Here is a 25,496-nt window from a genome sequence, read left to right as displayed (position 1 = left end):
AGCTTTACGCCCCAACTGAATAAGTCTCATTTTACAACACTTAAATTGTCCTTATCTACAATAAGTGGAATACAGAGGTAAGAAGGTACTACCATCACACCATTGTTATAACTGGTCTTATCGTTTATAGCCGGTTTTACTCCTTCAACAACAGCCTTTATCATTCGGATACATTTAGTATTGAGCTCGCTGGAGGATTTATAAATGGTAATGGACTGTGTTCCATTTTTGATTGCTTCCAAAGCGGTACTGTCCGAATCCTGTCCGGTTAAAATAGGCCAAGGTCCATGATAGTTGGCCTGTAGGGAACTGCGAATTCCATCTGCACAACCATCATTAGGTGCCAAAACAACATTCAAAGGCGTACCACCTGTGTAATAAGTCGACAACAGTTTATCCATTCGGCTTTTGGCATTATTTTTATCCCAATCCTTGGTGGCTGCCTGGTCGAAGCTTACCTGACGACTAGGGCTTACCAGCTGTCCATTATCAAAATATGGCTTCAAAACCTTCATAGAACCGTTGAAGAACATATGGGCATTATTATCCCCCGGATCGCCGGCAAATACCTCGATGTTATATGGGCCGCTACCATTTTTTAAATCAAGGGATGCAACAATATATTCGCCCATAGCCGCCCCAACTGCTTCGTTGTCAAAGGAAGCGTAATAGGAAACCGCGTCAGTATTCATAATTAGTCGGTCATAGGCGATAACAGGAATTTTTTCTTCCTTGGCCTCCTTCAAAACCTCAGAAAGGTTTTCGGAGTTTACTGCACCTATAACTATACAGCTTGGCTTAGAGGCAATCATAGCTTTTAGCTGTTCTATTTGCTGACTGTCAGTATCAGCAAACTGCAGGTCTACAGTAAATCCTTCTTTTTCCAAATCAGCCTTCATGCTGTTACCATTTTTTTGCCAGTTGGCTGATGAATTGGCGAAGGTAATAGATATTTTTTTCTGGGAATTGTTATCAGATGAACAGCCGCCTGAAAGCAATGCAGCTACTATAATCATTAACAGAGATAGCAATACAATAAATTTTTTCACGAAACCTCAGCTCCTTTCCTTATCAGATTTTGAATTTGTCTGTAGCGTTTTGCAAGGCAACCGACAGTTCGGCCAGCTTGCGGCTGGCAGTGGCAATTTCATCCATAGAAGCCGCCTGTTCTTCGGTGGCAGCCGATACAGACTCAGTTTCGCTGGCCACCTCACGGCCGGTTTTTTCCAAAGCAGCCATTGTATCTACCAGATTAGCCGCATTGGAGGAGGAGCTGGTAGCTTCGTTCAAAATATCCCGGGAATGATCAGCAAGATTGCTTACAGCGTCCACAATATTGTTGAAAGCCTCACCGGCATTGGTTACTACTGCCTGACCGGCCTTTACAACTTCAGTGCCGTGTGACATACGGCTTACAGCCTGGTCAGTATCCTTCTGGATATCCGCAATAAGCTCGGCTATCCGCAGGGCAGCAGAATTGGATTCCTCAGCCAGTTTACGGACTTCCTCAGCAACCACGGAAAATCCCCGACCAGCTTCACCAGCCCGAGCTGCTTCAATAGCCGCATTTAAGGCCAGCAGGTTGGTCTGAGAAGCAATATCAGATATAGTATCACTTATTTGACCGATTTCAGTGGAGCGTTCGGCCAGCTGGCGGATAACTTCCGCTGACTGCATTACAGCATCGGAAATTTCTTCCATCTGGTTTACTGCATCAGTAATTGACTCAGCACCATGGCTGGCAATATCTTCCACATTATGAGCGGCTGTATTGGAGGCCGAGGCCTTTTCAGCAAATCCTTCAAGATTTTGGGCCAGCATATTTATATCGTTGGAAGAGCTGGTAACGGCACTTTCCTGCATATTAGCTGATGAAGCAACATTGCTTATGGACATAGCCACCTGCTGGGTTGCCTGAGCCGATTGGCTGGCGTTTTCAGTCAGCTGATTGGCAAAACCGGATACATCATTGGCTGTCTGGTGAATATGACCGATAAGTGTACGGAGATTTTTCACCGTGTCCCGATAGGAGTTAGTAAGCTCACCAAATTCATCATTGGTTTTGGCAGTAACATCCACTGTTAGATTACCGTTGGCAATTTCCTTGGAAATATTCATAAGATAGGAAACCGATTTTTGAATAGTGGAGCTTAAATACCAGCCCATAACAGCGGAAAGAAGTAATACAATAATAAATGTCCCGACAAGAGCATTGCGGGTGGAGCTGTACTTGTCAGCAGCTTCACTGGTCTCCTCGTGAATGAAGTCCTTTTGTCCGTCCAAAAGGCGGGTGAGGTTGCTGCTGATTGACGCATAATCCCGCTTGGATTTATCCAGCATAGCCGCTGCTTCAGCCTGTTTTCCTTGGGAAATCAAGTTTATCATGGTTTCCGATGATGCACGGTAGCTTTTCCAGGCAGAGACAATTTCATTAAAATTTTGAACCGCATCTCCGGTAAGTGTTGGCTCAATATCGGCAAACGCAATATCCAACTGGTCGCCCAGCTTGTGGGTCTGCTGGATGGCATAAATGCGATTTGGCAGTGTAGTGGAGGTCAGTATGGCATATTCACCCTGCCGATAATCAGCCAAAGTCTGATTGCTGTCAGAAGCTGCCATTACCCCCTGAAGATGCTCAGTGGCGATACGCATAGCGCCATTGTTGATGCTGTTTAAGCTATAGCCTGAATATAGGCTCGTTATTGAAAAGATAACAAGCAGTATGCCAAAAACAAGATATAGCTTATAACGGATAGATAAATTATTCAAAAAAATTACCTCCTTTTTGTGGTAATAAAAATAATAAAGTTGGTTATAATTCGTAACCATTGATATTGCATAAATAATATATTTTTACCTAACTTCAGTATAGAAAAATGTACATTTCGCGTCAAGAAATAATGGGTAAAAAACAAGTAATATGTAGATTATTTTGATATAACCTTTGACATCATTTCAAAAGAAACTTATTATAAATAGGAGCTTTAAAACACATAATACAAAGGTTAGGTGTAAAAAAAGATGTATATTCATGATTTACTATATCAGGGCTATGATGACTCTCTTGTTGCCGTGGACGATGATCGCCGTATTACTTATAAGGTAATGCGGGAAAAGGTGACCAGCTACCGTAATTATTTGAACCATATTGGCGTCAAGCTGGGCGACCGGGTAGGAATTTTTTCCCGCAACAGTGTGGACTATATCTATGCCTATTTTGCCATTGTATCTTTAGGCGCTATTGCGGTGCCTATCAATTTCCAACTTAGCCGTCGGGAAGTAGCTTATATAATCAACGATGCTGGCATAGAGCATCTCCTTACTTATCAGGACCTGGATATCACTGACCAGTTGGAAAAGGTTGGTTATAATGGCCAGTTGCTTCAACACAACATAAAAACCTGTTATTTGGAAGGAGCTTATCCGGATGCTCCGGAGCTTCCGGCTGATTTTAACGAAAATAAGCCTTGCGTTATTATCTATACTTCCGGTACTACCGGTAATCCAAAGGGTGCGGTGTTGTCCCACAAAAACATTATTGCTAATGTAATGCAGGTGGGCAAGGTCGTTAAGTGCCAACGGGAGTACAAGGTATTGTGCGTTCTGCCAATGTATCATTGCTTTGGTTGGAGTTTGTCGGTTATTTACACTATGTATTGCGGGGCCACAGTGGTTATTCTGGATACATTTACGCCAAAGGAGACCATTGAAACCATCCGTAAGGAAAATATCAATGATATATATGTAGTGCCGCCGATTTGTGCTTTGTTGACCAAGCTGGCCAGCAAGGAAGATATGGAGACTCTCCGGGTAGTTATTAGTGGTGGTACGACCTTACCGTTAAAGATTGCCCAGGATTTTTATGAAAAATTTGGCGTAAATATCTGCGAGGGGTACGGTTTGTCTGAGGCTTCACCGGTTGTTGCCGTTAATCATCTGGATAAGGTGAAGGTGGGGTCTATTGGACCTGCTCTGCCAGATCTGGAATATCGGCTGGTGGATGCAGATAACAATGATGTACCTTTGGGTGAGGCTGGTGAGCTTATCGTCAAAGGTGATAATGTTATGCTGGGCTACTGGAATTTGCCGGAGGCTACTGCGTCTACACTGCAGGATGGCTGGTTGCACACCGGTGATGTGGCCCGTAGCGATGATGATGGTTATCTCTACATTGTGGACCGAATAAAGGATATAATTATCAGTATGGGGGAAAATGTTTATCCACGGGAAGTAGAGGAAGTGGTATATCAGTTCCCGGGGATTGCTGAGGCAGCTGTAGTAGGGGTTCCAGATAAGCTGCGTGGCAATGCTGGAGCTTGTTTCTTTAGTGTAAAGGAAGGGGCTGAAGTAAATGTGCGGGAGCTGAAAAAGCATTTGCAGGAAAATCTGGCCCTTTATAAGATACCGCGGGAATTTCATCAGATGGCGGCTTTACCACGGACTACCACCGGTAAGATTGCCAAAAATCGCATTATTGAAGAATATAACGCAAGTAAGTAATATTTACCAGATGCAGGTCTATTGGGGAACTATCTCGCTAGAGACATTTTCTCACACAGACATCTTATTTTGAATTGGCCTGGCAGCGAATGGGAGGAGTAATATGTCAACAGAAGAGGAAATAAAAAAAATGGAGGATACAGGCAACTGTTTTGCCTGTGGACAAAATAATCCCATTGGCTTGAAGCTGCAATTTAACATTATATCCAATCAGTTTATTGCCAAAACAGTAGTTGACAGGAATTATCAAAGCTACGGTGGGGTTGTCCACGGTGGTATATTGACCACAATGCTGGATGAAGCTATGGGGGGCTATCTGTTTAAAACCGGTGAGCCGGCCTTTACCGGCAAGCTGGAGGTCCGCTTTAGAAAGCCTACACCTACTGATGTGCCAATAACGGTACGAGGCTGGGTAGTCAGCCGTAAGCGTAATGTGGTAGAAATGAAATCGGAAATTGTGCTGGAGGACGGCACAGTCAGTGCTGAGGGGGCAGCCAAAATGGTGGTAATGAAAACCATCGGGGAATGATTTTCCAAACGGTGTTTTTATGAATGACAAATATTGTATAGTGCCCAAAACCAGTCGTATATTATCTGAACTGGCTTTAGGAATGAAACTTAATACAGACGAAGAAAAGCTGCTGAAAAGTGGCTTTATTCGTCATGTGGAAATTTCTCCGGCAACCAATACATGGGAAATAATGGTTTGGACCATGCCGAAAATTGCCGACACGCTATTGGACCGGGTTGCCGAATATGTTGCCAACAAGAATGGCGTTGACCAGGTAATTATTTACCAGTCCGTTATGAAGCTGAATAAAATAGTAGAACAGCATTGGAAAAAACTGGTGGACTATGCCGCCAAGGATAATCATGGGGCCAGACATATTCTTTTGCAATCCAACCGTATATATAATGAAGATAATATCCTATTGCAGGTGCATGGCGATTTCAGTAAATATCTGCTGGAAGAAAATGATATTTTCGCTAAGCTGCGGGATGCTGCTATAAAAATAATCGGTTATCCAATTCAGCTGGTTTGTCAGGCCATATTTGAAGAAATAGACGATATACCGGTTCAGGATGAAGTTTTTAATACCAAGGAATACAAGGAAGCTTTGGAAGCTGCTCAGGCACCAACCCCACCACCGGCCCAGGGAGGCGGTGGAACTGGCTTTTCATCAGGGGGAGCTACGGGGAATTCAAGCAACGGTGGTTCCAGCAAATCAGGTCGCCCCACCAGAAGCAAGCGGTCGGCTGTTCCTATTGGGGATGATGATTCTCCGTTGGTCTATGGCAACAGTATCATTGGGGAAATTACCCCGATGTCCGAAATAAAAGGGGAAATGAAGGAGATTGTGATTCAGGGCTCCATTGCCGGTGTTGACGGCCGAAGCTTCCAATCCACTAATCTCCTGTTTTTTGCTGTGGCCGATAGTACTGACGGTATAACCTGTAAAGCCTTTTTCAAGGTCCCGGAGGATTTTGAAAAGGTTCTTGATCGCCTGAAAGATGCCGCTAAAAAAGGAGCGGTGGTAAAGCTCAAGGGTTCCTCACGCTTTGATAAGTACGATAACGATTATGTATTTTTTGCAGATAGTGTGTTGCTGGTGGATGTGGAAAAACGGCAGGATAAAGCGGCTGAAAAGCGGGTAGAGTTGCATTGTCACACCACCATGAGCAGTATGGATGCTGTTTCTTCCGCCGAAAGTCTTATAAAAACCGCGGTACGATGGGGATGGCCAGCTATTGCCATTACTGACCACGGCGTAGTACAGGCTTTTCCTGAGGCAATGAAAACAGTATTTGAAAAAGGACCGCTGGATATTAAGATAATCTACGGTGTTGAGGGTTATTTGGTCGGAGAAAATTACGAGCAAAAACGGGCCAATCACATAATTATTTTGGCCAAAACCCCAAATGGTCTGAGAAATCTTTACAAATTGATTACTATGTCCCATTTGCGGTTTTTCCACAAAACTCCAAGACTGCCCCGACAGCTTATTCAGGAGTATCGGGAAGGCTTGATCATCGGCTCGGCCTGTGAAGCCGGTGAGCTTATCCGGGCTATTGTGGCTGGCGAAAGTGATGAAGAACTGCTGAAAATCGCTGATTTCTATGATTATTTGGAAATTCAACCTATAGGAAATAATGAATTTTTGGTACGAAGTGATGATTTTCCCCATATAAAAGATGATAATGACCTAATTAAGATAAATTTAAAGGTGGCTGAGCTGGCCAAAAAGTTGAACAAACCGCTAATTGCCACCTGTGATGTGCATTTTCTGAATCCGGAGGACCAGATTTACCGGGCAATCCTGATGAAAGGTAAAGGCTTTGATGATGCCGATTTACAGCCACCGTTGTATTTGCGTACCACTGCGGAAATGTTGGCAGAATTCCAGTATTTAGGCGAAGAAGCAGCCTATGAGGCAGTTGTCACCAATCCTCGCAAAATCGCCGATATGTGTGAAAAATTCAAACCTATTCCGGATGAGTTATATTCACCAATGATTCCAGGGGCGGATGAAGAAATAAAACGGATGACCTATGAAAATGCCAAAAAGCTGTACGGTGAAGTGCTGCCGGAAATTGTTCAGGCTCGTATCGATCAGGAGTTAAAGCCAATTATTGCCCACGGTTTCTCTGTATTGTATCTTATTGCGCACAAATTGGTGCGCAAATCCAATCTGGATGGGTATCTGGTAGGCTCCCGTGGTTCCGTTGGTTCGTCCTTTGTGGCGACTATGACGGATATCACCGAAGTAAATCCGCTGCCACCTCATTGGCGATGCCCTCATTGCAAGCACAGCGAATTTATTACCGATGGTTCGTATGGCTGTGGCTATGACCTGCCGGATAAGGATTGTCCTATTTGTGGTTCAGCCATGGTAAAGGATGGACACGAAATTCCATTTGCCGTCTTCTTGGGCTTTGACGGGGACAAGGTACCGGATATTGACCTAAATTTTTCCGGTGAATATCAGCCGGTGGCCCATAAATATACTGAGGAGATGTTTGGCAAGGACAATGTATTCCGGGCTGGATCAATTGCTACTGTGGCCGAAAAAACCGCCTATGGCTTTGTCCGGAAATATTATGAGGAAAAAGGCCAATCCAAGCGAGAGGCTTATATCAATAAGGTAGCAATTGGTTGTAATGGAGTGAAGCGGACTACCGGCCAGCATCCAGCCGGTATTATGGTAGTGCCACGGGATATGGATGTACATTTCTTTACTCCATTGCAGCATCCGGCCGATGATAAGACTTCCGGCACCATTACAACTCATTTCGATTATCATTCCATATCTAGCCGACTGGTTAAGCTGGATATACTGGGACACGATGATCCAACAGTAATAAAAATGCTGGAGGATTTGACCCACCGTGATCCGAAAACCATTCCGTTTGATGACCCGGCAACCTTGAGCCTGTTTAATTGTACCAATGCTCTGGGTGTCACTGAGGAGGAATTGGGAGCTAATTCCGGTACCTTTGGTATTCCGGAATTCAGAACGAATTTTACCCGTCAGATGATAGCCGATACCAACCCAAAATGTTTTTCGGATTTGGTGCGTATTTCTGGTTTTTCCCACGGTACTGATGTATGGCTGGGCAATGCCCAGGATTTGATTCGGGCTGGTACATGTACCCTGCAAAATGCAATTTCCGCCCGTGATGATATTATGATTTATTTGATACATCATGGAGTAGAACCATTGCTGGCCTTCAAGACAATGGAAAAGGTCCGGAAGGGCAAGGGGGTAGCTCCGGATGTGGTGGAGGTTCTCCGCAAGACCGGAATCCCGGAATGGTACATTGAATCCTGTCAAAAAATCCAGTATATGTTCCCACGGGCCCATGCTACGGCTTATGTAATGATGGCCTACCGTATTGCGTTCTGCAAGGTACATTATCCTTTGGCTTATTATGCGGCTTATTTCTCCATTCGGGCAGCAGCCTTTGACTCAGATATTATTTCCAAGGGCAAGGATACTGTTAAGGCGAAAATGGAGGAGCTGGAAGCCAAGGATAAAATGGATGCCAAGGAAGATGAACTCTATGTGGTTTTACAGCTGGCCTGGGAAATGTTTATTCGGGGCTTTACGGTAAAGAAGGTTGACCTGTATAAATCCGGTGCCGACCGATTTATTATGGTACCGGAAGAAAATGCTTTGCTGCCACCATTTACTACCTTAAATGGTTTGGGTGGTGTGGATGCAAAATCCATCGTCAAAAAACGGAAGGCAGGACCATTTTCTTCTATAGAAAATTTAAAGAAGCGTACTGGTATAACCAAGACCAGCATTGAAGCCCTGCGGGTACATGGCTGCCTGAACGGAATGGATGAAAGCGACCAGCTAAGCCTGTTCTAAATAACAACTAAATAAAAATACCGTAATCACTGCATTTTGGCCGATTACGGTATTTTTTGTATGTGTATATATTTTTGTGGTATTTAATTTACTTCCGATAATTTATACTTATCGGAAGTAAAAATACAAAATAACAAATTTATACTGCCCCACCTATATAAATATACCTATTTAATATTAAAATAGACACTTTTTTACAAGTGCCTATTAAAAAATCATTACTCTTTTTCTTCACGGATAACTACCTGGTCAGCATCATCCAATTCCATTACCTTTACATTTACGGACTCCTTGGATGAGGTTGGCACATTTTTGCCAACATAATCAGCCCGTATTGGAAGCTCACGATGCCCCCGGTCAATCAAAACTGACAGCTGAATAGCCGTTGGTCGTCCCATATCAATAATGGCATCCAGTGCTGCCCGAATAGTTCGGCCGGTATATAGTACATCATCCACCAATACTACAATTTTACCATCCAAATCCACCGGCATAGTTGTCGGCCGTACAATAGGCTGATATGACAATGTAGACAAATCATCCCGATAAAGGGTGATATCCAATACACCTACAGGCGGGCGGGTCCCTTCGATATTTTCAATGGCATCAGCAATGCGTTCAGCCAACGGAACACCACGGGACCGGATTCCCACCAGTACCACATTGGCCACGCCTTTGTTTTTTTCCACTATTTCGTGGGCAATACGGACCAAAGCCCGGAAAATTGCCTGTTCATCCATCAGGATTGTCTTGTCAACAAAAGTCGCCATAAATCAGTCCCCCTATAATCCCGTACTATCTATTTATTACGCAGCTTTTTTAAAATCTTTTCCATATCATCCGGTAACGGACTGGTGAATGTCATAACCTCACCGGTTGATGGATGAGTCAGCTCTAGGCTGATAGAATGCAGTGCCTGTCCTTGGATTGAAAAATTACCCTTTACCTTTCCATGGCGGGTTGCTCCATATTTTGGATCACCAACCACCGGATGACCTATGTAGGTCATATGAACCCTTATTTGATGCGTCCGGCCGGTTTCCAGCCGACACTCGATTAAGGTACAATCCCCAAACCGTTCCAGTACCTTGAAATGTGTGGTAGCAGATTTGCCATTTTCCTGCACAATGGCCATTTTTTTCCTATCGGTGGGATGCCGGCCAATATCTCCTCGGATAACACCAGCTTCTTCCTTGATGTTGCCCCAGACAATAGCGTGATATATCCGCTTGGCAGTCTTTTCCTGTATCTGCTTGGCCAGGCTCAAATGTGCCTTATCATTCTTGGCGGCGACCATTACCCCGGAAGTATCCTTGTCCAATCGATGCACAATACCGGGACGAATCTCCCCATTGATACCGGATAAATCCTTGCAATGAAACATCAGGGCATTTACCAGTGTCCCGGAATTGACTCCGGCGGCTGGATGCACCACCATACCCCTGGCCTTGTTGATTACGATAATATCATTATCCTCATAAAGAATATCTAAAGGAATATCCTCCGGCAGTATTTCAACATTTTCGGCCTCAGGTATGGACAATTCCACCTCGTCATCAAAATGCAGACGATAGTTTCCCTTACGAACCTTGCCGGATACTGTAACACCACCGTCAGCAATCAGCTTCTGTATATGGGAACGGGAAAAATCCGGTTGCATTCTGGTCAAAAATACATCCAAGCGTTCGTTGTCAGTATCAACCTTGAATGTCTGAATCATTCTCCTGCCTCCTGAAGCAAATATCAAACATTATAAGTCCGGCACCTACACAGATAGCTACATCAGCGATATTGAATACCGGCCAAAAACGAAAATCCAAAAAATCAACGACCAGGCCATTCTGCAGCCGATCATAAAGATTGCCGATGGCTCCGCCAACAAGCAATCCCACGCCGTACTGTACCAGCATATGTTCCTTCATAAGCTGTTTGCGGAAATAGATTACTACTCCCAACAGTACCAGTGCCACTCCAATAAAAAACAGCCGTTGATTTTCAAAAATACCAAAGGCAGCCCCTGGATTGAGTACATAGGTAATATAAAAATAATTTTTGATAACCGGAACAGACTGCCCCAAATGCATTGAAGCAGTAATATAGCCTTTTACCAATTGGTCAATAATAAAAACAATAAGTCCTAAACCAAAGGGCACTTCCTTTGCCTCCAAACCATTTTTAATCATTTCCATCTGAATGTGTGCCCTCATCCTCAACTACTGGTACTTCTGGCATATTGGCCTCTTTGGTACCGATTTCCACATTCATAGTATGCAATAAATCATGCTCCTGCTTATCAGGCATATGATTTTCCAAATCCCCCAAGATGGATAATTCAGTGTTAAGAATATTGCGCATCTTGGCAATAAACTGGCGCTTATCACTGACAATTCGCTCATACTCACTGATGGCTTCCCTAACCTTCTGGGCAGCTTCTTCCAAACGGCGCTTGGCTTCTACCTCAGCTGCGTGAATGATGTTTTCCTCAGCCTGCTTGGCGGCCTGACGGATTTCATCAGCCCGGGAATTGGCAGTATTTATAACCTCATCGGCAGTGCGCTGAGCAACCAGCAAAGTGTCCTGCAGATTTTTCTCCAGCTGGTGATATTGGGTCAGCTCCTTTTCATTGAGCTCAATCTCCCGTTTCAGCTGATTGTTTTCCCGGTACAGCTTCTCGTAATCATTTACTACCTGATCGAGAAAATCATCTATTTCTTCCATATCGTAGCCACGAAAGCTACGGCCAAATTCCTGATTATGAATATCTACTGGTGTAAGCATACTCATCCCCCTAAAGCAATAGTTTTACGGTCAAAACCACACTATATTTTAGCATATTTTTTTCTTTATTAAAACACTGTAGTACCTATTTTATATAATATATGACTTATTATTCATCTTATATTCACTTGGATGGTAAAAAAAGGACTGTGAATATGTATTATACAAATTCACAGTCCATATATATCCTAAATATTTTTCTATCTTTTACTTACGTAGCTTCGCTGGTTTTCTGGTATTTCCTCCCATTTAACCTCAGATACCGGAATATTTTTCTTCAATGCCCAGGCTGCGGCAATACCGGCGGCCTCTCCCATGCTCATACAGGTTGGCTGAATACGGAAGGAAGCCTGGGCCACAAAGCTTCCGCTGGCACAGCGACCAACCGTCAACAAATTATCCACCTTGTCAGCAATCAGTGCCCTAAATGGAATCTCGTAATACTCGCCTTTTTTTAACTTTTCATAAAAATCCAGCTTCACATCGTGTATGTCAATAGGATAAGCGGTACGGCATATCGCATCCACAAATTTTTCCCGCTTCATATACACTTCCTCAGTAAGATAGTATTTTCCCCTAATACGCCAGGACTCCCGCACACCTACCATGCTGGCTTCCTTACTGATAAAGGCCTTTTCAAAGCCAGGAATATTCTTTTTAAAAAAGCTGGCCAAACGGCGGGTCATCTTACGCCCAAAAGTAATCGCCTGGCTGCGGGAAATAGCATCCGTGGATGAGAAGGTTAATGGTGGAATTTCAGGGCAGTTCATGGACATGGTATGAGGCTTGCCCATAATGGAATAGGCCTGGATATAGAGAATATCATCCTCAGTAACCTCTCCCCTGGTGACGCCCTCTTTAAAGAAGCTCTCAGTCTTTTTCCATTTGGCAAATTCCATAAAGGGAGTACGACCCTTCTTCACATCCTCTTCAAATTTTCGGTCAGTTTTTTCTCCCATCCAGGTATCTTTCAATTTATTATGGAAAAATTTATGCACCTTTGGTACATCAATACCACTCATCTCAAAGCGCAGACTCATAGGCTGATTGCGTCCGGTTTTCTCCGATCCCTTTTCCGTAGGAACACCAGCAAAACGGGACAACAAAGCATCACCTGTGGCGTCAACAAAGCTTTTGGCTGTAATTTTTGCCAAACCATCTACCGTCTGTACCACACAGGCGTTAATAGTTCCATTCTCTACTGTTGCTCCCACCAGGGTAGTACCATAAAGGACAGTTACCCCGGCTTCCTCGCACCATTCATCATAAAGCCAGGTCAGGCACTCCGGCACATAGAATCCTTGCCCGCCACCGTAGCTGTTTTCATCTTCAATACCCAGCAGGGGCGTAACTCCCTGTTTCTCCTCAATGCGCCTGTTAAGCTCCAAAATATATGGGGTATCGCTATTATGGATAAAAGTCCGCATGCATGGATATACCAAACCTTGGGTAGCCAGTCCCCCCAGGGAAATTCCCTGCTCCACCAAAACAGTGCTGGCCCCATTTTTTCCGGCATTGATGGCCGCTGCCGTCCCTGCCGCACCGCCACCAACAACGCAAACATCCGCATCATAAAGTATTGGCAAATCAGCATCATTGAAATTTGCTGTGGAAGTCTTACCACTAAATGCCTGAGTCTTTGATGTATTGGTCCCCCCCACCATAACTCCTGCCATAGCAATGCCGGCCAGCTTCATGAAATTACGGCGAGACATGGGAATAGAAAAGTGTTTCTCCATATTAACATACCTCCGGTCATTATATATCAACATCTTAATCAATTTATTCGCTGTAAAAATCTGTTTTCCTGTTTTAAGATGGTCTTATGTATCAGGATATGGGGCACATCCTTCGCCAAAGCGACCCAACTGACAATAAATGACCGTACAGTATTAGGCTGTTAAATACAAAGCTTGATAAAGGCAGACTTTTATACATTTTCCGCACATAACTATGTAGAAATTCCTAAAAAAAGCCGAACGAACAAAAAAACCGCCCGAAGGCGGTTTAAAATCAAAAATATCTTTTTAATAGCACACCTATGCGGCCCTTCTTGGTAGAGCCACGGACCTCGACCACTTCCAGTCGTCCACGCCCCCGCATGGAAAGAACATCCCCCTCCTTCACGGACTGGGAGGCGTTTTTTACCGGCTGCCAATTCAGCTTCAGCTTGTCAGCAGCAATGTCCGAAGCTGCCTTGCTACGGGAAGAACCATACCCCGCTGCAGCGATGGAATCCACCCGCAAAGAAGCAACCGTTGCTTTAATTTCCTTGCACCGTTCTTCCTTTGGGGTAATATTGGCTAAATCATCCAGTTCACAGGAAACTCCGCTGCGGCCAATCTGAGTGAGATTATCCAACAGAAAGGCGCCCATCTTATCATCCGCCAAAATCCGGCAGGTTTCACCACTCATCAGAATATCACCTATCCGGTCTCGTTCGATTCCCTGGCCCATCAAGGCACCCAGCACATCACGATGGCCGATATGCTCATACTGACCGTTCCAGCTGGCCTTTATGACGACAATATCAAAGCCGGGATTTCCACCGAAGGTGTTGTCAATAAACATAGCCCGCTGCCGTTCTGCCCCCGGATATCCTCCTTCAAAATCAACTCGGATACCAGGATAGTTTGCAGCAATGGTTTCAGCAATTTCCTGTCCATATGGATCCAGAAAACCGCTTATGCGAAACTTTTGGCTACGCTGAACCTGTTCGGCCATATCCACCAGCTTAATAGCTGTTTCAGCGCCTTCTGTCCCCTTGTAAAATCTTATAATCTTTTCTCTTTGTTCGGATGACATATACTAATTATTTCCCCAATTCCTTTGAGCGTTCAGTTGCAGCCAAAACTGCGTCAATAAGTGCACCACGGACGCCCTGCTGTTCCATAACCCGTACACCGGCAATGGTTGTACCAGCCGGGCTGGTTACCAGGTCACGCAATACATCCGGATGCTTACCGGTTTCCACCACCATCTTGGCAGCACCCAACAGAGTCTGAGCTGCCAACAGGATAGCTGTCTGTCGTGGCAGTCCGGCGGCCACACCGCCATCAGCCAGTGCGTCTATCATCAGGAAGCCATACGCTGGGCCACTGCCCGAAAGACCTGTTACAGCATCAAGCAAAGTCTCCTTTACTTCTACTGCCTGTCCACAAGCATAGAGAATGTCCCGAATTCCCTTGGCAGCCTGGGATGATGCCTTTTCATTCCGAGCATAGGCCGACATACCCTCACCAACAGCTAACGGTGTGTTAGGCATAATGCGGATAATCGGATTTTCCGGGAAATACTTCTCAATAGTTTTAATTGGCAGACCTGCAACAATGGAAGCAATCAGCATCTTGGCCGGAACCTTACCCTTTAAGGACTCCATTACCTCAGTCACCACCTGTGGCTTTACAGCCAAAATCAGCAGGTCCAGACCGGCGGTTTTAACAAAATCATTGTCAGTCACCGCATTGACACCATGTTCAGCTTTAAGGGCCTTACATCTATCTTCCCTTATTTCAGATACAAACACATCTTTTGGCGATACCAAATCCTTAGCCAGAGCACCGGACAAAATGGCCTCACCCATGGATCCTCCACCAATAAATCCAATTTTCATGACAATCACCAGCCTCCCTATAATTTTTGTACATTATCTAAATTACTTGTTGCTTGGTTCCCATGGCATATTGCTCAGTCCATGGTTCTGCTGACTTACAGCAATATTGACATTCTTTGGTGCAAATAGCCATACATTACGGCTAATCTTGTTTACTGCACCATCAATGGCATAAATGGTACCACTGATGAAATCAATAATGCGGATAGCTGTCTGCTCCTCCACATTTTCCAAATTGATAACAACTGGACGCTTTTCCTTCAAGCAGTTGGCAATCTGCTGGCAATCATCAATACTTTTCGGATTGATTACTACCACCTTCATCATTGCACTTGCCAAAGCAGCGTTGTTGCCCCCTTCACGAATTGAGGATGAACCAGTATTCATGCCTACCACCTTCCTATCATATATGTGGCGGTTATTCCCGCTGACAGGCTCAGCTGGTTTCATTTTGGGTTCAACTGGCCCCTCATTTATCTCAATGTCAGATTCCAAAAGTAACTCGTCCTCTTCGCTTTCTTTAATTCCAAGGGTCTTTAAAATAGAATCTATCTTACCCACAGGATTTCCTCCTCACACACTGGTTTTCCCACTCAATATTGTCTTGGACCAAAAATTCCGGTTCCAACCCGTACCATATTTGCCCCTTCCTCAACGGCAATTTCATAGTCATGTGTCATTCCCATTGACAAGTATAAAATATTCGCTGTTGAAAAGGTGATTTCCTTCACTTTTTGGAAAATTTCGTACATTTTTGCAAATAATGGGCGACATTCTTCCACATCATCATAATTCGGAGCTATACACATCAGCCCCATAAGCTGCAAATTCGGCAATTCATCCACCTTGTGAAGCAAATCCGCCAATTCCTCGACATATACACCTGACTTGGAGTCTTCCTTGGCCAAATTGACCTGTACCAATACCTTTTGAACCTTGTTGATTCCAGCAGCGGCATTGTTGATGGCCTCAGCCAAATGCAGTGTGTCCACTGAATGAATCAAATCAAATATTTTTACGGCCTGTTTGGCTTTATTGGTCTGTAAATGACCGATTAAATGCCAGGTCACATCCCGGTCCAGCGTTGCAAACTTTTCCTTGGCTTCCTGGATACGATTTTCACCAATGTCGGTTACGCCGGCATCAATAGCTTCCCGCATCGCCTGAACATCATGATTTTTCGTCACAGCGATAAGCCGTACTTCGTGCTGCTTATCCGGGCTTCGTTTTGCCTTGGCTCCTTCAATGTTCTCCTTAACCTCTTTTAACTTCTCCGCTATCATTTATATCACCTTCCGGGATTAGTTTATCGTATGGACAGTACGGCGGCAATCCGTCCCGTTCGGCCTTTGTCTCCCCGATAGGAAAAGAACTGCCGATTATTACAGGAGGTACACACCCCAGCCATATCAATATTATTATCTTCAAGTCCCGCCTGAATAAGCTGTAGCCGATTGGCCTTGGCCAGATTCAACCGATTACTACCGGCTTCATTGGTGAGAATATCTTGGATAAACTCCGGAAAAGCATCGGTAAATTGGTGGACAACCTCATCCCCAACCTCGTAACAGCACGGACCAATAGCCGGTCCAATCCCCGCCAGTATATTGCGTGGGTTGCAGCCGTATTCTTCCACCATTCGTTGAACAGTTTTCCGAGCAATCGATGCGACAGTTCCCTTCCAGCCTCCATGAGCAACGCCAATGGCTTTTGTTACCGGGTCCGCCAGTAAAATAGGGGTACAATCAGCAAAAAACAGCATTAACGGTAACTCGGGCACATTGGTAACAAGGGCATCTACATCCGGGATTGATGTACTGTAATCATACATTCCCCGGCCTGCTTGCTCCCGGCTAACTACCGCTATCCGATCGCCATGAACCTGTTGACAGGTTACTCCGCTGCCCTTGGACAATCCCAATCCTTCAAAGAATATATCCCGATTTTGTTTAACCGCATCAGCATCATCCTCTACGTGAAGGCCTAAATTTAAGCTGTCAAATGCACCATGACTCACTCCACCATATCGGGTGGAAATACCGTGGACAAAGCAATCTTCCGGAAAGATGGAAAATTTGCCAATCCACAAATTATTCTTTTTACCAGAAATAAGTGAAAAACTCATATAAATCACCAATAATCAATCCCGGCAGACACCACACCGATGGCAGCCATCAAAGCATTGAACCGTATGCCTTGGACTGGCCTGTTGGGATTCACGATATTCTTTCTGCAAATACTCCTTTGAAAAGCCCATATCCAACATATCCCAAGGTAAAACATTATCCAGAGCCACTGGCTGACTGACAATATCCTCCATGGACAGGCCGTGGCTTTTCAGCACGGATTTCATCGCCTTGCTACCACCATTTTCATAGGCTTCCCAAAGATAATCCCCGGTTGTACGATTGCCCCGGGCTAAAACCGCCTGTACATAGGCATCCCGTGGGGATTCAGCAATAATTTCTATATTATGACGCTTTTTTAAAGCAGCAGTTATCTGTTTTAAAGCCCCCTGAATGTATTTTAATGGAGCCATAGGAGCCCATTGAAACGGGGTAAACGGCTTGGGAATAAATGGATTTATGCTAAGGGTAAGGCGACCATTGGCGCCATTGGCTTCCATAAAATCCTTTAGCCGATTGGCCATATCGATTATGCCCTGAATGTCCTCCGGTGCTTCCCCCGGCAGACCTATCATAATATACAGACGAAAATGCCTGATACCGGCTTTTATACCCATTTCCATGGCCTTAATAAGATGTTCTTCCTCAATCCCCTTGTTGATAACCGCCCGCATTCGCTTACTACCGGCTTCCGGAGCCATAGTAAGGGTCTTCAGGCCGCTTTTGGCCAAGGAATCCACCAGCTCCATGGTAACTGAATCGGCCCGAAAGGATGCTACCGACATACTTAGGCCATCCCCCAAAATCTCCCGGCACAATGCATCTATTTCCGGATAGTCAGAGATAGCTGCCCCCATCAATCCCACGCGCCGACCGTCCTTTTTAGCCTGCAACAGCATTTTTTCAATGGCTTCCAGAGAACGGTTTCGTGGTTTTCTGAAGCAATACCCCGCCATACAGAACCGGCAATGCCGGCCACAGCCCCGGGCAATCTCCACTAAATGAAGGTTAAACTCGGTGTTTTCCGTATAAATGGTTGTTTCACCGGGATATTCATCCAGATTTTTCTGCCACTGCCGACTGATGGTAGGTGGCGCATCACCAATAGGACGAATTGTTGCGGCAAACCGGTCTTCTTTATCATAAGCTATATCATAGCAGGAGGGTACATACACCCCGGGGATTTGAGCAAGAACAGTCAGAATTTCAGCCTTGGTTTTTCCAGCACTACGGGCCTGGTTATAGGTTGCCATAAAGGTTGGCATTATCGCTTCACCTTCACCGATGACAAACACATCAATAAACCGGCTCATAGGCTCAGGATTAAAGGTTGCGCACGGACCACCGGCTATAACCAACGGATCCCGCTCCCCCCTGTCCTTGGCGAAAGGCTTTATCTTGCTTAGCTCCAACATTTTGATAATGTTGAAATAATCCATTTCAAAGGACATGATAAAGGCCAATATATCAAAGGATGAAACCTGGCTTTGGGTCTCAACAGTCATTAGCTGGGACTTGGTCTTAACATATTCGGCCTGCTGTTTTTTTTCCGGCAAAAAACACCGCTCGCAGGCTGTGTCCTGACGCTGATTTAACAGACGATAAATAATATGCAGCCCCAGATTGGACATACCTACAAAATATGAATTTGGATACGCCAGAGCCACTCGTGTGCGGCCACCAGCCGGATAAATATAATATCCAGTTTCTTCCTTCAACAGCTCTTTAAGCTGCTCCTTTAATTGCCAGGACAAATAGCTTCCTCCATATTAAGTCCATTATTCATCCGCCAAAAGCACATCCAGCTCATGACGGAAGCTGTTGATATCTGAAAACTTCCGGTATACGGATGCAAACCTGATATAGGCAACCTGGTCAAAATTCTTCAGCTTCTTCAAGGTCATTTCCCCAATATCCTTGGATGTTACATCTTGCTCGTATTCCCGCCGGATGGACTGCTCAATATCATGGGCCAGAATCATAATACTTTCCAGGGATTTTTCCCGTTTGTCACAGGCCCGGATAAGACCGTTTAACAGCTTGTTGCGATCAAAAATCTGTCGGGTGCCGTCATGCTTGACCACCATTAAAGGCAGCTGCTCCACTGTTTCAAAGGTGGTAAAGCGTTTGCCACAATTATTACATCCCCGCCGACGCCGTATGGCCCGGCCATCATCCACTGCCCGGGAATCGATTACTCTGCTGTCTTCTGTATTGCAATATGGACAAAGCATTACTACACCTTCTTACTTTTCTTACTATTATGGTTGCTTCTGTGATTGCTTCGTTTATCATTACCAGTTCTTGGACTGGCTTTATCCTTAGGCTTCTTTTCCGGCTTTATCAGACATTTCGGTCCAAAACCGATGAGATCTTGTCTATGGGCTTTTTCCAAGGCTTTTTTTACCAATGGATAATTTTCCGGTAGCCAATATTGCATCAAAGCTCGTTGCATAGCCTTATCTTCCGGATTTTTAGCCGTATATACCCGCGCCCCTGTCAACGGATTTATGCCACTATACCACATGCAGGTGGACAAGGTGCCAGGTGTTGGGATAAAATCCTGTACCTGTTGTGGGTGATAACCCATTTTTTTGATAAATTCCGCCAGCTCTATGGCATCATCCAGTGTGGCCCCAGGATGGCTGGACATAAAATACGGTACCAGAAATTGTTTCTTCCCCAGCTTTTGATTTATGGTAGCAAAGCGCTCTACAAACCGTACATAAACCTTTTTCGCGGATTTGCCCATCATATGAGTTACTTTATCAGATATATGCTCCGGAGCGATTTTTAGCTGACCACTGATATGATGCTCACACAGCTCCTGTAAAAATTCATCCTTGGCCAGCATCAAATAGTCAAATCGAATTCCAGACCGAATAAAGACCTTTTTTATGCCCGGCAATGCCCGGATTTTCCGTAACAGCTGTATATAGCTGCTATGGTCCACCACAAGATTTTTGCATGGCTCCGGCGAAAGGCACTGCTTACCATGACAAGTCCCCCGTTTTAGCTGGGCATCACAGGAGGTCCGGTGAAAATTTGCTGTAGGACCGCCTACATCGTGAATATATCCCTTAAACCCCGGCAGCTTGGTAAGAAGCTTGGCTTCCCGCAGAATAGATTCATCACTTCGGGGTTGAATTATACGCCCTTGATGGGAAATAATAGCACAGAAATTACACCCGCCAAAACAGCCCCGATGAGCTACAATACTAAATTTAACCTCATCATAGGCTGGAACACCGCCAGCTTGGTCATATATCGGATGCCAGGCCCGCTCATAGGGCAAGTCATAGATTTCATCCATTTCCTCCATACTAAGGGGCATAGCCGGTGGATTTTGTACAATACACCATTGGCCATTCTGCTGAGCCAGCTTTTTACCCCGGAAGGCGTCCTGTTCCAAATACTCTGTTTTAAAGGCTTCGGCAAATTTTTCCTTGTGCCGGCTGACCTCATCCAAGGATGGCAGTGGTGTATAGTCCCATATATAGTCAAAATTAGGCACTTTAAAACAGGTTCCCTGTACATCCTGAATGTTTTGTATTTCAACCCCCTGGTGCAATTGGGCCGCCACATCAATCAGCTGATGCTCACCCATCCCATATATGAGCAAATCCGCTTCACTTTCGGCCAAAATTGATTTTCTGACAGAATTTTCCCAGTAATCATAATGGGCAAAGCGGCGCAGACTGGCTTCGATGCCGCCAATAATAATCGGAACATCATTACCCCAACATTTCCGCAGCATCTTTGAATACACTATTACAGCCCGTTCCGGTCGGCAACCGGCCTTTCCCCCAGGTGAATACTGATCCTGATGCCGTATTCGTTTGGCAGCAGTATACCGGTTTAGCTGTGAATCCAAGTTACCACTTGAAACAAGAAAGCCCAGCCGGGGTTTTCCCAGGCGGGCGAAATCTTTGGTGTTGTGCCAGTCCGGTTGGGGAATCAACCCAACCTTATAACCATGCTTTTCCAAAAGACGGCACAAAATAGCCGGTCCAAAGCTGGGATGGTCCACATAGGCATCCCCGGAAACAAAGATAAAATCCAGCTGTTCCCAGCCTCTAAGTTCCATATCAGACTTTGATATTGGTAAAAAGCTCATTCAATCACACCATATATTTATCAGTTACTTTTCTTTGTCTTAGCAGCGTCCGTTTTATCAGGTGCTGCCGTCTTTTTCTCCTGAACAGTGTTGTTATCCGCATTGACACCGGTATTGGCGGCTGACTGGGTATCACTCTTGGCAGCTGCACGGCCATCATTATCCTTGGTCATAACCCGTTCAACCACCTGACCCTTGTTACCCAGCTTGCCAAGGCTGTTGCCGTTCCAGATCAGCTCCATAGCCCCTGCATTTCCCGCAGTGACCACAACTCTGTCCTTACCCTTCCAGGACATTTCCTTGCCCTTTTCCATCATACCTTCGAAAACATTTTTGCCATCAACTGTAACGGAAACCCAACAAACATCATCACATTTTGCTACTACATCAACGCTGTCATAGGTTTTGGCTACTGGCTTTTCCGTAGTTTTTGTATTCTCTTTCTTCACCTGCTCGGTTTTTACCGCAGGTTTATTGGCAGGCTTTGACGGAGTATCGCTGAAGGCATAATAAACGCCCCCCAAAAATACTGCCAACACAGCCAAAAAAATCAAAAATGCTTTGGAGCCACTCTTTTCCTCGGTACGCTCCCGATAATCATCACCGGAGGAAAAAAGATTTGTCCCATGATCAGACCGATAAACATCCCGATTGGATGATTTTACGGTGACTGTACGCTGTGGAACATCTTCATAATAATTAGGCTTGGACATCTGGTCCACCGGCTGTATCGGTGTCTCGATGTTTCGTTCCGAATTAAACTGCTGTAGCAATGATTCACTATCCATATTCAGGGCCCGGGCATAATTACGGATAAACCCCTTGGTATAAACATCTCCAGGCAATGAATCATAATCACCTTTTTCAATAGCGGTTATATATACAGACCGTATACTGGTCTCATTTTCTATATCTTTTACTGTAAGTCCTTGCTTTTCTCTTTCTCGTCTCAAGGCATCACCGAGCATGTTCTAACCTCCCACATAAAAACTCTACTATATTATACATTTATATATTTTTATGCACAAGTAAACAGCACTATTTTTCTGAAATTTTATTACAATTCCATCTTTTTGCCCATTTTTTACAAAAAAATAGGCACTGCTCAACACAGTGCCTGCATTTTATTTCATTTCCACCGGTTTGGTAAAGCTGTCTAAAATCTCATCTATTTCAGGACCGGTTAGCTGATATTTTTCCAGCAGTTTATCGGCTAACGCCTTTACAGCCTCTTTTCCTTCCCGGATAAGTTTTAAAGTAGTTTCATACTCCTGCTGGAGAATTTCATTGGCCTCGTTGTAGATATCAACCCCCACCGGGCTGGTAGTTATCTGTTCCCATGGCACATAAGCCCGCAGCTTTTTGCCCATCCCCACATCGTTAATCATGGTCAGAGCCTGTATTGTAGCTGTTTGCAAATCGCCACTGACACCGGCATTGATACCTTCCTCTTCGCCTAAAAATACTACCTCAGCCGCTCGTCCGGCCAGACTCATCCGTATTTTATCCAGATAATATTTTCTGGTATAATTTTTATTTATCTTTTCGTTTACCTTTGGTCGGGTATATCCACCGTATTCACCTCGACCCACAATGGTGACAAAGGTGGATTTTTCGCCAGTGAGCCATAGCATATAAGCATGGCCAGCCTCATGAACTGCTGTGGAATAATAATTTGGCTCATCCCATTCCTGCTTTTGGCCAAAATGGAATTCTCCCAAGGCATCTGCCAGAATATCCCGGTCCACTTCCTTTTGCTGCTTGGCCGCCATCCGGATGGCCATGGAGATAAACTCATTGATATCAGCGATACTTTGGCCAATTACCCTATCAGCGATATTCTGAATAAGCGCCTCCGGCACCGTATCAATTCCCCGGGCCTTTAACGCCTTGGTAATTCCCTCAATCCGTTCCTCCCGGTCCGGCAGCCTTACCCGTATTTTGTATTCCAACAAATGAAGCAGCTCCGGTGGAAAATCAGAATTATCATCACTGACCGTGGAATGGGCCCAATCCAATGTTCCCACGAACAACACCGGTTCACCGCTGGATTTGATATTTTTTATACCGTTGACGATGGCATTTACTGCACCTATGCCGATGGTATCCAGCAGCTGCCCCAGCTGCTCGATCAAAATAACCGCCGGTGCTTCCCGAATGGCCCGATCAAATAAATCCTTCAAGAATTCACAGGCCCCCTCCGGGGTAAGATCAGCCATGCGCGATATAGTGGTCATCAGCAGGGTAGAACCGGTTTCCGTCGCCAGTGCCTTGCCCAAGGATACCTTGCCGGCATCTGAATAGCCAAACAGCAGCACACCACAAGGCGTGCTATGGTTTTTCATCACAAATACTTCCGGATTAACCAGATAGTCGCTTAAATATTTAAGTTCCTCCTTGGCCGCTTTGCCACCCACAATATCATCAAAATGACGGTCATCGTCCACCTTTTCCAGATACTCATCCGTTGGGTCCGGGCCATTGATGTTCTGAAAATCAAAATCATAAAAGACTATTTCAGCCTGTTTGCCATCCTCTGACAGCTTTTGGGCCGTATTATACTTTAATATCAGGCCTTCTTTTTCCAGCACATCAAAATTTTTCTGTACCAAAATATCCCGGGCAATCATCAACAGCTCGGCGGTCACCTGTGCACTGTCCACTGATAAATCCACCGCTGCCCGGGCACCCTTTTGCATAAAAGTAAAATAATCCGCCAAACTAATGCTGTCCTGTTTTACAAGATAAATCGGCAAGGTTGGCAAATTATCCCGAATAAAATCAAACATAGCCAGGCCAAGGGATACCTCATCATCCAGACTCAGCATTTTCACTCCATGGTCTTCTACTCCCTGCATTAAATCCACCACAGCAAAGGAAATATAATTATCAGTCAATATTTCTACAGCCTGCTCCACATTTTGAGCAAATAACAGGTCAACATAATCATTTTCCACCAATGACGGATATTTTTCTTTATCGGCAATGACCAATACCTGAGGCTTCTCCTGAAACATAAACAGCGAATACATGGGATTATCCTGAGCTGGTGTTTCCACAGTAAAGGTGATTTTTTCCAGCTTGGTCAGGACATCGTCCCCAATATGGCGGCTCAGCTCATAAAATTCATTTTTCATAAATGCCTTGCTTAACGGCACTACTGATTTTGCATCAATAATATCGCATTGATTATAGAGACACAAATTGGTCATATCCGGGTCCAGCTCCAGTTCGTAGCCGTATTCCTGATGTATTTCCTGCACAAATTCCACAAAGCTCTGCTCAATCAGCTCCACAATGTGATTGGCAGATAGCTCCTTGAAGAAAATGATATGGTCGTTATTGAAATACTCATAAAAAAATAGTACTGGAAATTCCGACTCCGCCAGAATACGGACAAAGGTTTCCAGTACAATTGATTTCGGCAAAACAGCCCCGTTTTCCTCATTAAGATACAGCTCCGCCCCCATATTGGTGGTGAAGATAATAATCGTGTTGGCAAAGGAAATCTCCACATTCCGGGTTGCATCAACAACACTGCCGTTTTCGATTACCTGACTAATGGCCGATACCACCTTTGGATTGGCCTTTTCAATATTTTTAAGCAACAGAATACCGTCAGGATTATCCTCCACAAATCTGGAAATCAATCCTGCTTCCGAATTGCCACTTACCGTTTTGACAAAATCCTCAGCCGAGGACTCCGCGGCATTGGCATCCAGATTTATCTCAATCACATTCCTGTTTAAGGTTTTGGCGGTAATATAAGCCAAGGTAGATTTGCCGGTACCTGGTGGTCCCGACAGCAAAAATACATTGTTTAGGGCCTGTGATTCCGTATCCGGAATAAACTGTCCCTTGAAAATTCCCTGTACAAAATAGTGAATTGCCTCATCCTGCCCCCTGATATTGGCACAAAGTGCTTGGTAAAGCTCCTTGGTAGCCTTGGACAGCTGAGCAAATTCTTTTTTCTTGTCTGTGGACAT

The 25,496-nt window shown here is 44.8% G+C and carries 20 protein-coding genes; 3 read left to right on the top strand and 17 right to left on the bottom strand.

The window, feature by feature from the left end; translation table 11 throughout:
- Positions 1–26: 26 nt before the first annotated feature.
- Positions 27–1,049 carry a sugar-binding protein gene (locus QZV24_RS03035; protein ID WP_294519968.1) on the bottom strand — a complete coding sequence of 341 codons (1,023 nt, stop codon included), beginning with the start codon at positions 1,047–1,049 and terminating at the stop codon, positions 27–29.
- Between the two features lie 22 nt (positions 1,050–1,071).
- Complete coding sequence (locus tag QZV24_RS03030; protein ID WP_294519965.1) at positions 1,072–2,769, bottom strand: methyl-accepting chemotaxis protein; 1,698 nt, start codon at positions 2,767–2,769, stop codon at positions 1,072–1,074.
- Between the two features lie 252 nt (positions 2,770–3,021).
- Between QZV24_RS03030 and QZV24_RS03025 the strand changes: the two genes are divergently transcribed.
- The 3 genes from QZV24_RS03025 to QZV24_RS03015 all read left to right on the top strand — a co-directional run bounded on the left by QZV24_RS03025 (position 3,022) and on the right by QZV24_RS03015 (position 8,876).
- Positions 3,022–4,500, top strand: coding sequence for a class I adenylate-forming enzyme family protein (locus QZV24_RS03025; protein ID WP_294519962.1), 1,479 nt, complete (start codon positions 3,022–3,024; stop codon positions 4,498–4,500).
- Positions 4,501–4,603: 103 nt separating this feature from the next.
- A complete protein-coding gene (locus tag QZV24_RS03020) occupies positions 4,604–5,029 on the top strand; it encodes a PaaI family thioesterase (protein ID WP_294519959.1) in 426 nt (141 codons plus the stop codon).
- Between the two features lie 19 nt (positions 5,030–5,048).
- The gene (locus QZV24_RS03015; protein WP_294519956.1) at positions 5,049–8,876 is read left to right on the top strand and encodes a PolC-type DNA polymerase III; all 3,828 of its coding nucleotides are present in this window, start codon (positions 5,049–5,051) and stop codon (positions 8,874–8,876) included.
- Positions 8,877–9,094: 218 nt separating this feature from the next.
- Here the strand turns inward: QZV24_RS03015 and pyrR are convergent, their stop codons facing one another.
- From pyrR to QZV24_RS02940, 15 genes are all read right to left on the bottom strand, one after another.
- Entirely contained in the window at positions 9,095–9,646 is a 552-nt protein-coding gene (pyrR, locus tag QZV24_RS03010) for a bifunctional pyr operon transcriptional regulator/uracil phosphoribosyltransferase PyrR (protein ID WP_290656875.1), read from the bottom strand.
- A 29-nt stretch (positions 9,647–9,675) separates the two neighbouring features.
- Positions 9,676–10,596, bottom strand: coding sequence for an RluA family pseudouridine synthase (locus QZV24_RS03005; RefSeq protein ID WP_294519953.1), 921 nt, complete (start codon positions 10,594–10,596; stop codon positions 9,676–9,678).
- A complete protein-coding gene (gene lspA / locus QZV24_RS03000) occupies positions 10,574–11,065 on the bottom strand; it encodes a signal peptidase II (protein ID WP_294519950.1) in 492 nt (163 codons plus the stop codon). The genes QZV24_RS03005 and lspA overlap by 23 nt, the downstream gene beginning before the upstream one ends.
- A complete protein-coding gene (locus QZV24_RS02995) occupies positions 11,052–11,654 on the bottom strand; it encodes a DivIVA domain-containing protein (RefSeq protein ID WP_294519947.1) in 603 nt (200 codons plus the stop codon). The genes lspA and QZV24_RS02995 overlap by 14 nt, the downstream gene beginning before the upstream one ends.
- 200 nt (positions 11,655–11,854) lie before the next feature.
- The gene (locus QZV24_RS02990; RefSeq protein ID WP_294519945.1) at positions 11,855–13,393 is read right to left on the bottom strand and encodes an FAD-dependent oxidoreductase; all 1,539 of its coding nucleotides are present in this window, start codon (positions 13,391–13,393) and stop codon (positions 11,855–11,857) included.
- Positions 13,394–13,667: 274 nt separating this feature from the next.
- Complete coding sequence (locus QZV24_RS02985) at positions 13,668–14,459, bottom strand: RNA-binding protein (protein WP_294519942.1); 792 nt, start codon at positions 14,457–14,459, stop codon at positions 13,668–13,670.
- Between the two features lie 7 nt (positions 14,460–14,466).
- Positions 14,467–15,267, bottom strand: a complete 801-nt coding sequence (proC, locus tag QZV24_RS02980) for a pyrroline-5-carboxylate reductase (RefSeq protein ID WP_294519939.1) — start codon at positions 15,265–15,267, stop codon at positions 14,467–14,469.
- A gap of 42 nt (positions 15,268–15,309) precedes the next feature.
- The gene (locus QZV24_RS02975; RefSeq protein ID WP_290656887.1) at positions 15,310–15,828 is read right to left on the bottom strand and encodes a cell division protein SepF; all 519 of its coding nucleotides are present in this window, start codon (positions 15,826–15,828) and stop codon (positions 15,310–15,312) included.
- A 32-nt stretch (positions 15,829–15,860) separates the two neighbouring features.
- Complete coding sequence (locus QZV24_RS02970; protein ID WP_294519935.1) at positions 15,861–16,550, bottom strand: YggS family pyridoxal phosphate-dependent enzyme; 690 nt, start codon at positions 16,548–16,550, stop codon at positions 15,861–15,863.
- Between the two features lie 23 nt (positions 16,551–16,573).
- Complete coding sequence (gene pgeF, locus QZV24_RS02965; RefSeq protein WP_294519932.1) at positions 16,574–17,392, bottom strand: peptidoglycan editing factor PgeF; 819 nt, start codon at positions 17,390–17,392, stop codon at positions 16,574–16,576.
- A gap of 15 nt (positions 17,393–17,407) precedes the next feature.
- Entirely contained in the window at positions 17,408–19,147 is a 1,740-nt protein-coding gene (locus QZV24_RS02960; protein ID WP_294519929.1) for a radical SAM protein, read from the bottom strand.
- A 24-nt stretch (positions 19,148–19,171) separates the two neighbouring features.
- Entirely contained in the window at positions 19,172–19,627 is a 456-nt protein-coding gene (gene nrdR / locus QZV24_RS02955) for a transcriptional regulator NrdR (RefSeq protein ID WP_290656894.1), read from the bottom strand.
- 2 nt (positions 19,628–19,629) lie between these two features.
- A complete protein-coding gene (locus QZV24_RS02950) occupies positions 19,630–21,510 on the bottom strand; it encodes a YgiQ family radical SAM protein (RefSeq protein WP_294519925.1) in 1,881 nt (626 codons plus the stop codon).
- A 20-nt stretch (positions 21,511–21,530) separates the two neighbouring features.
- Positions 21,531–22,478, bottom strand: coding sequence for a RodZ domain-containing protein (locus QZV24_RS02945; protein ID WP_294519922.1), 948 nt, complete (start codon positions 22,476–22,478; stop codon positions 21,531–21,533).
- A 156-nt stretch (positions 22,479–22,634) separates the two neighbouring features.
- Positions 22,635–25,496 (bottom strand): AAA family ATPase, encoded by a 2,862-nt coding sequence (locus QZV24_RS02940; RefSeq protein WP_294519920.1) that lies wholly within the window; start codon positions 25,494–25,496, stop codon positions 22,635–22,637.

This window comes from uncultured Anaerovibrio sp., assembly GCA_902786545.1.
Taxonomy (GTDB): Bacteria; Bacillota; Negativicutes; order Selenomonadales; family Selenomonadaceae; genus Anaerovibrio.
Note: the sequence above shows the minus strand (reverse complement) of the source record. Positions and strands in the feature narration are given on the sequence as shown.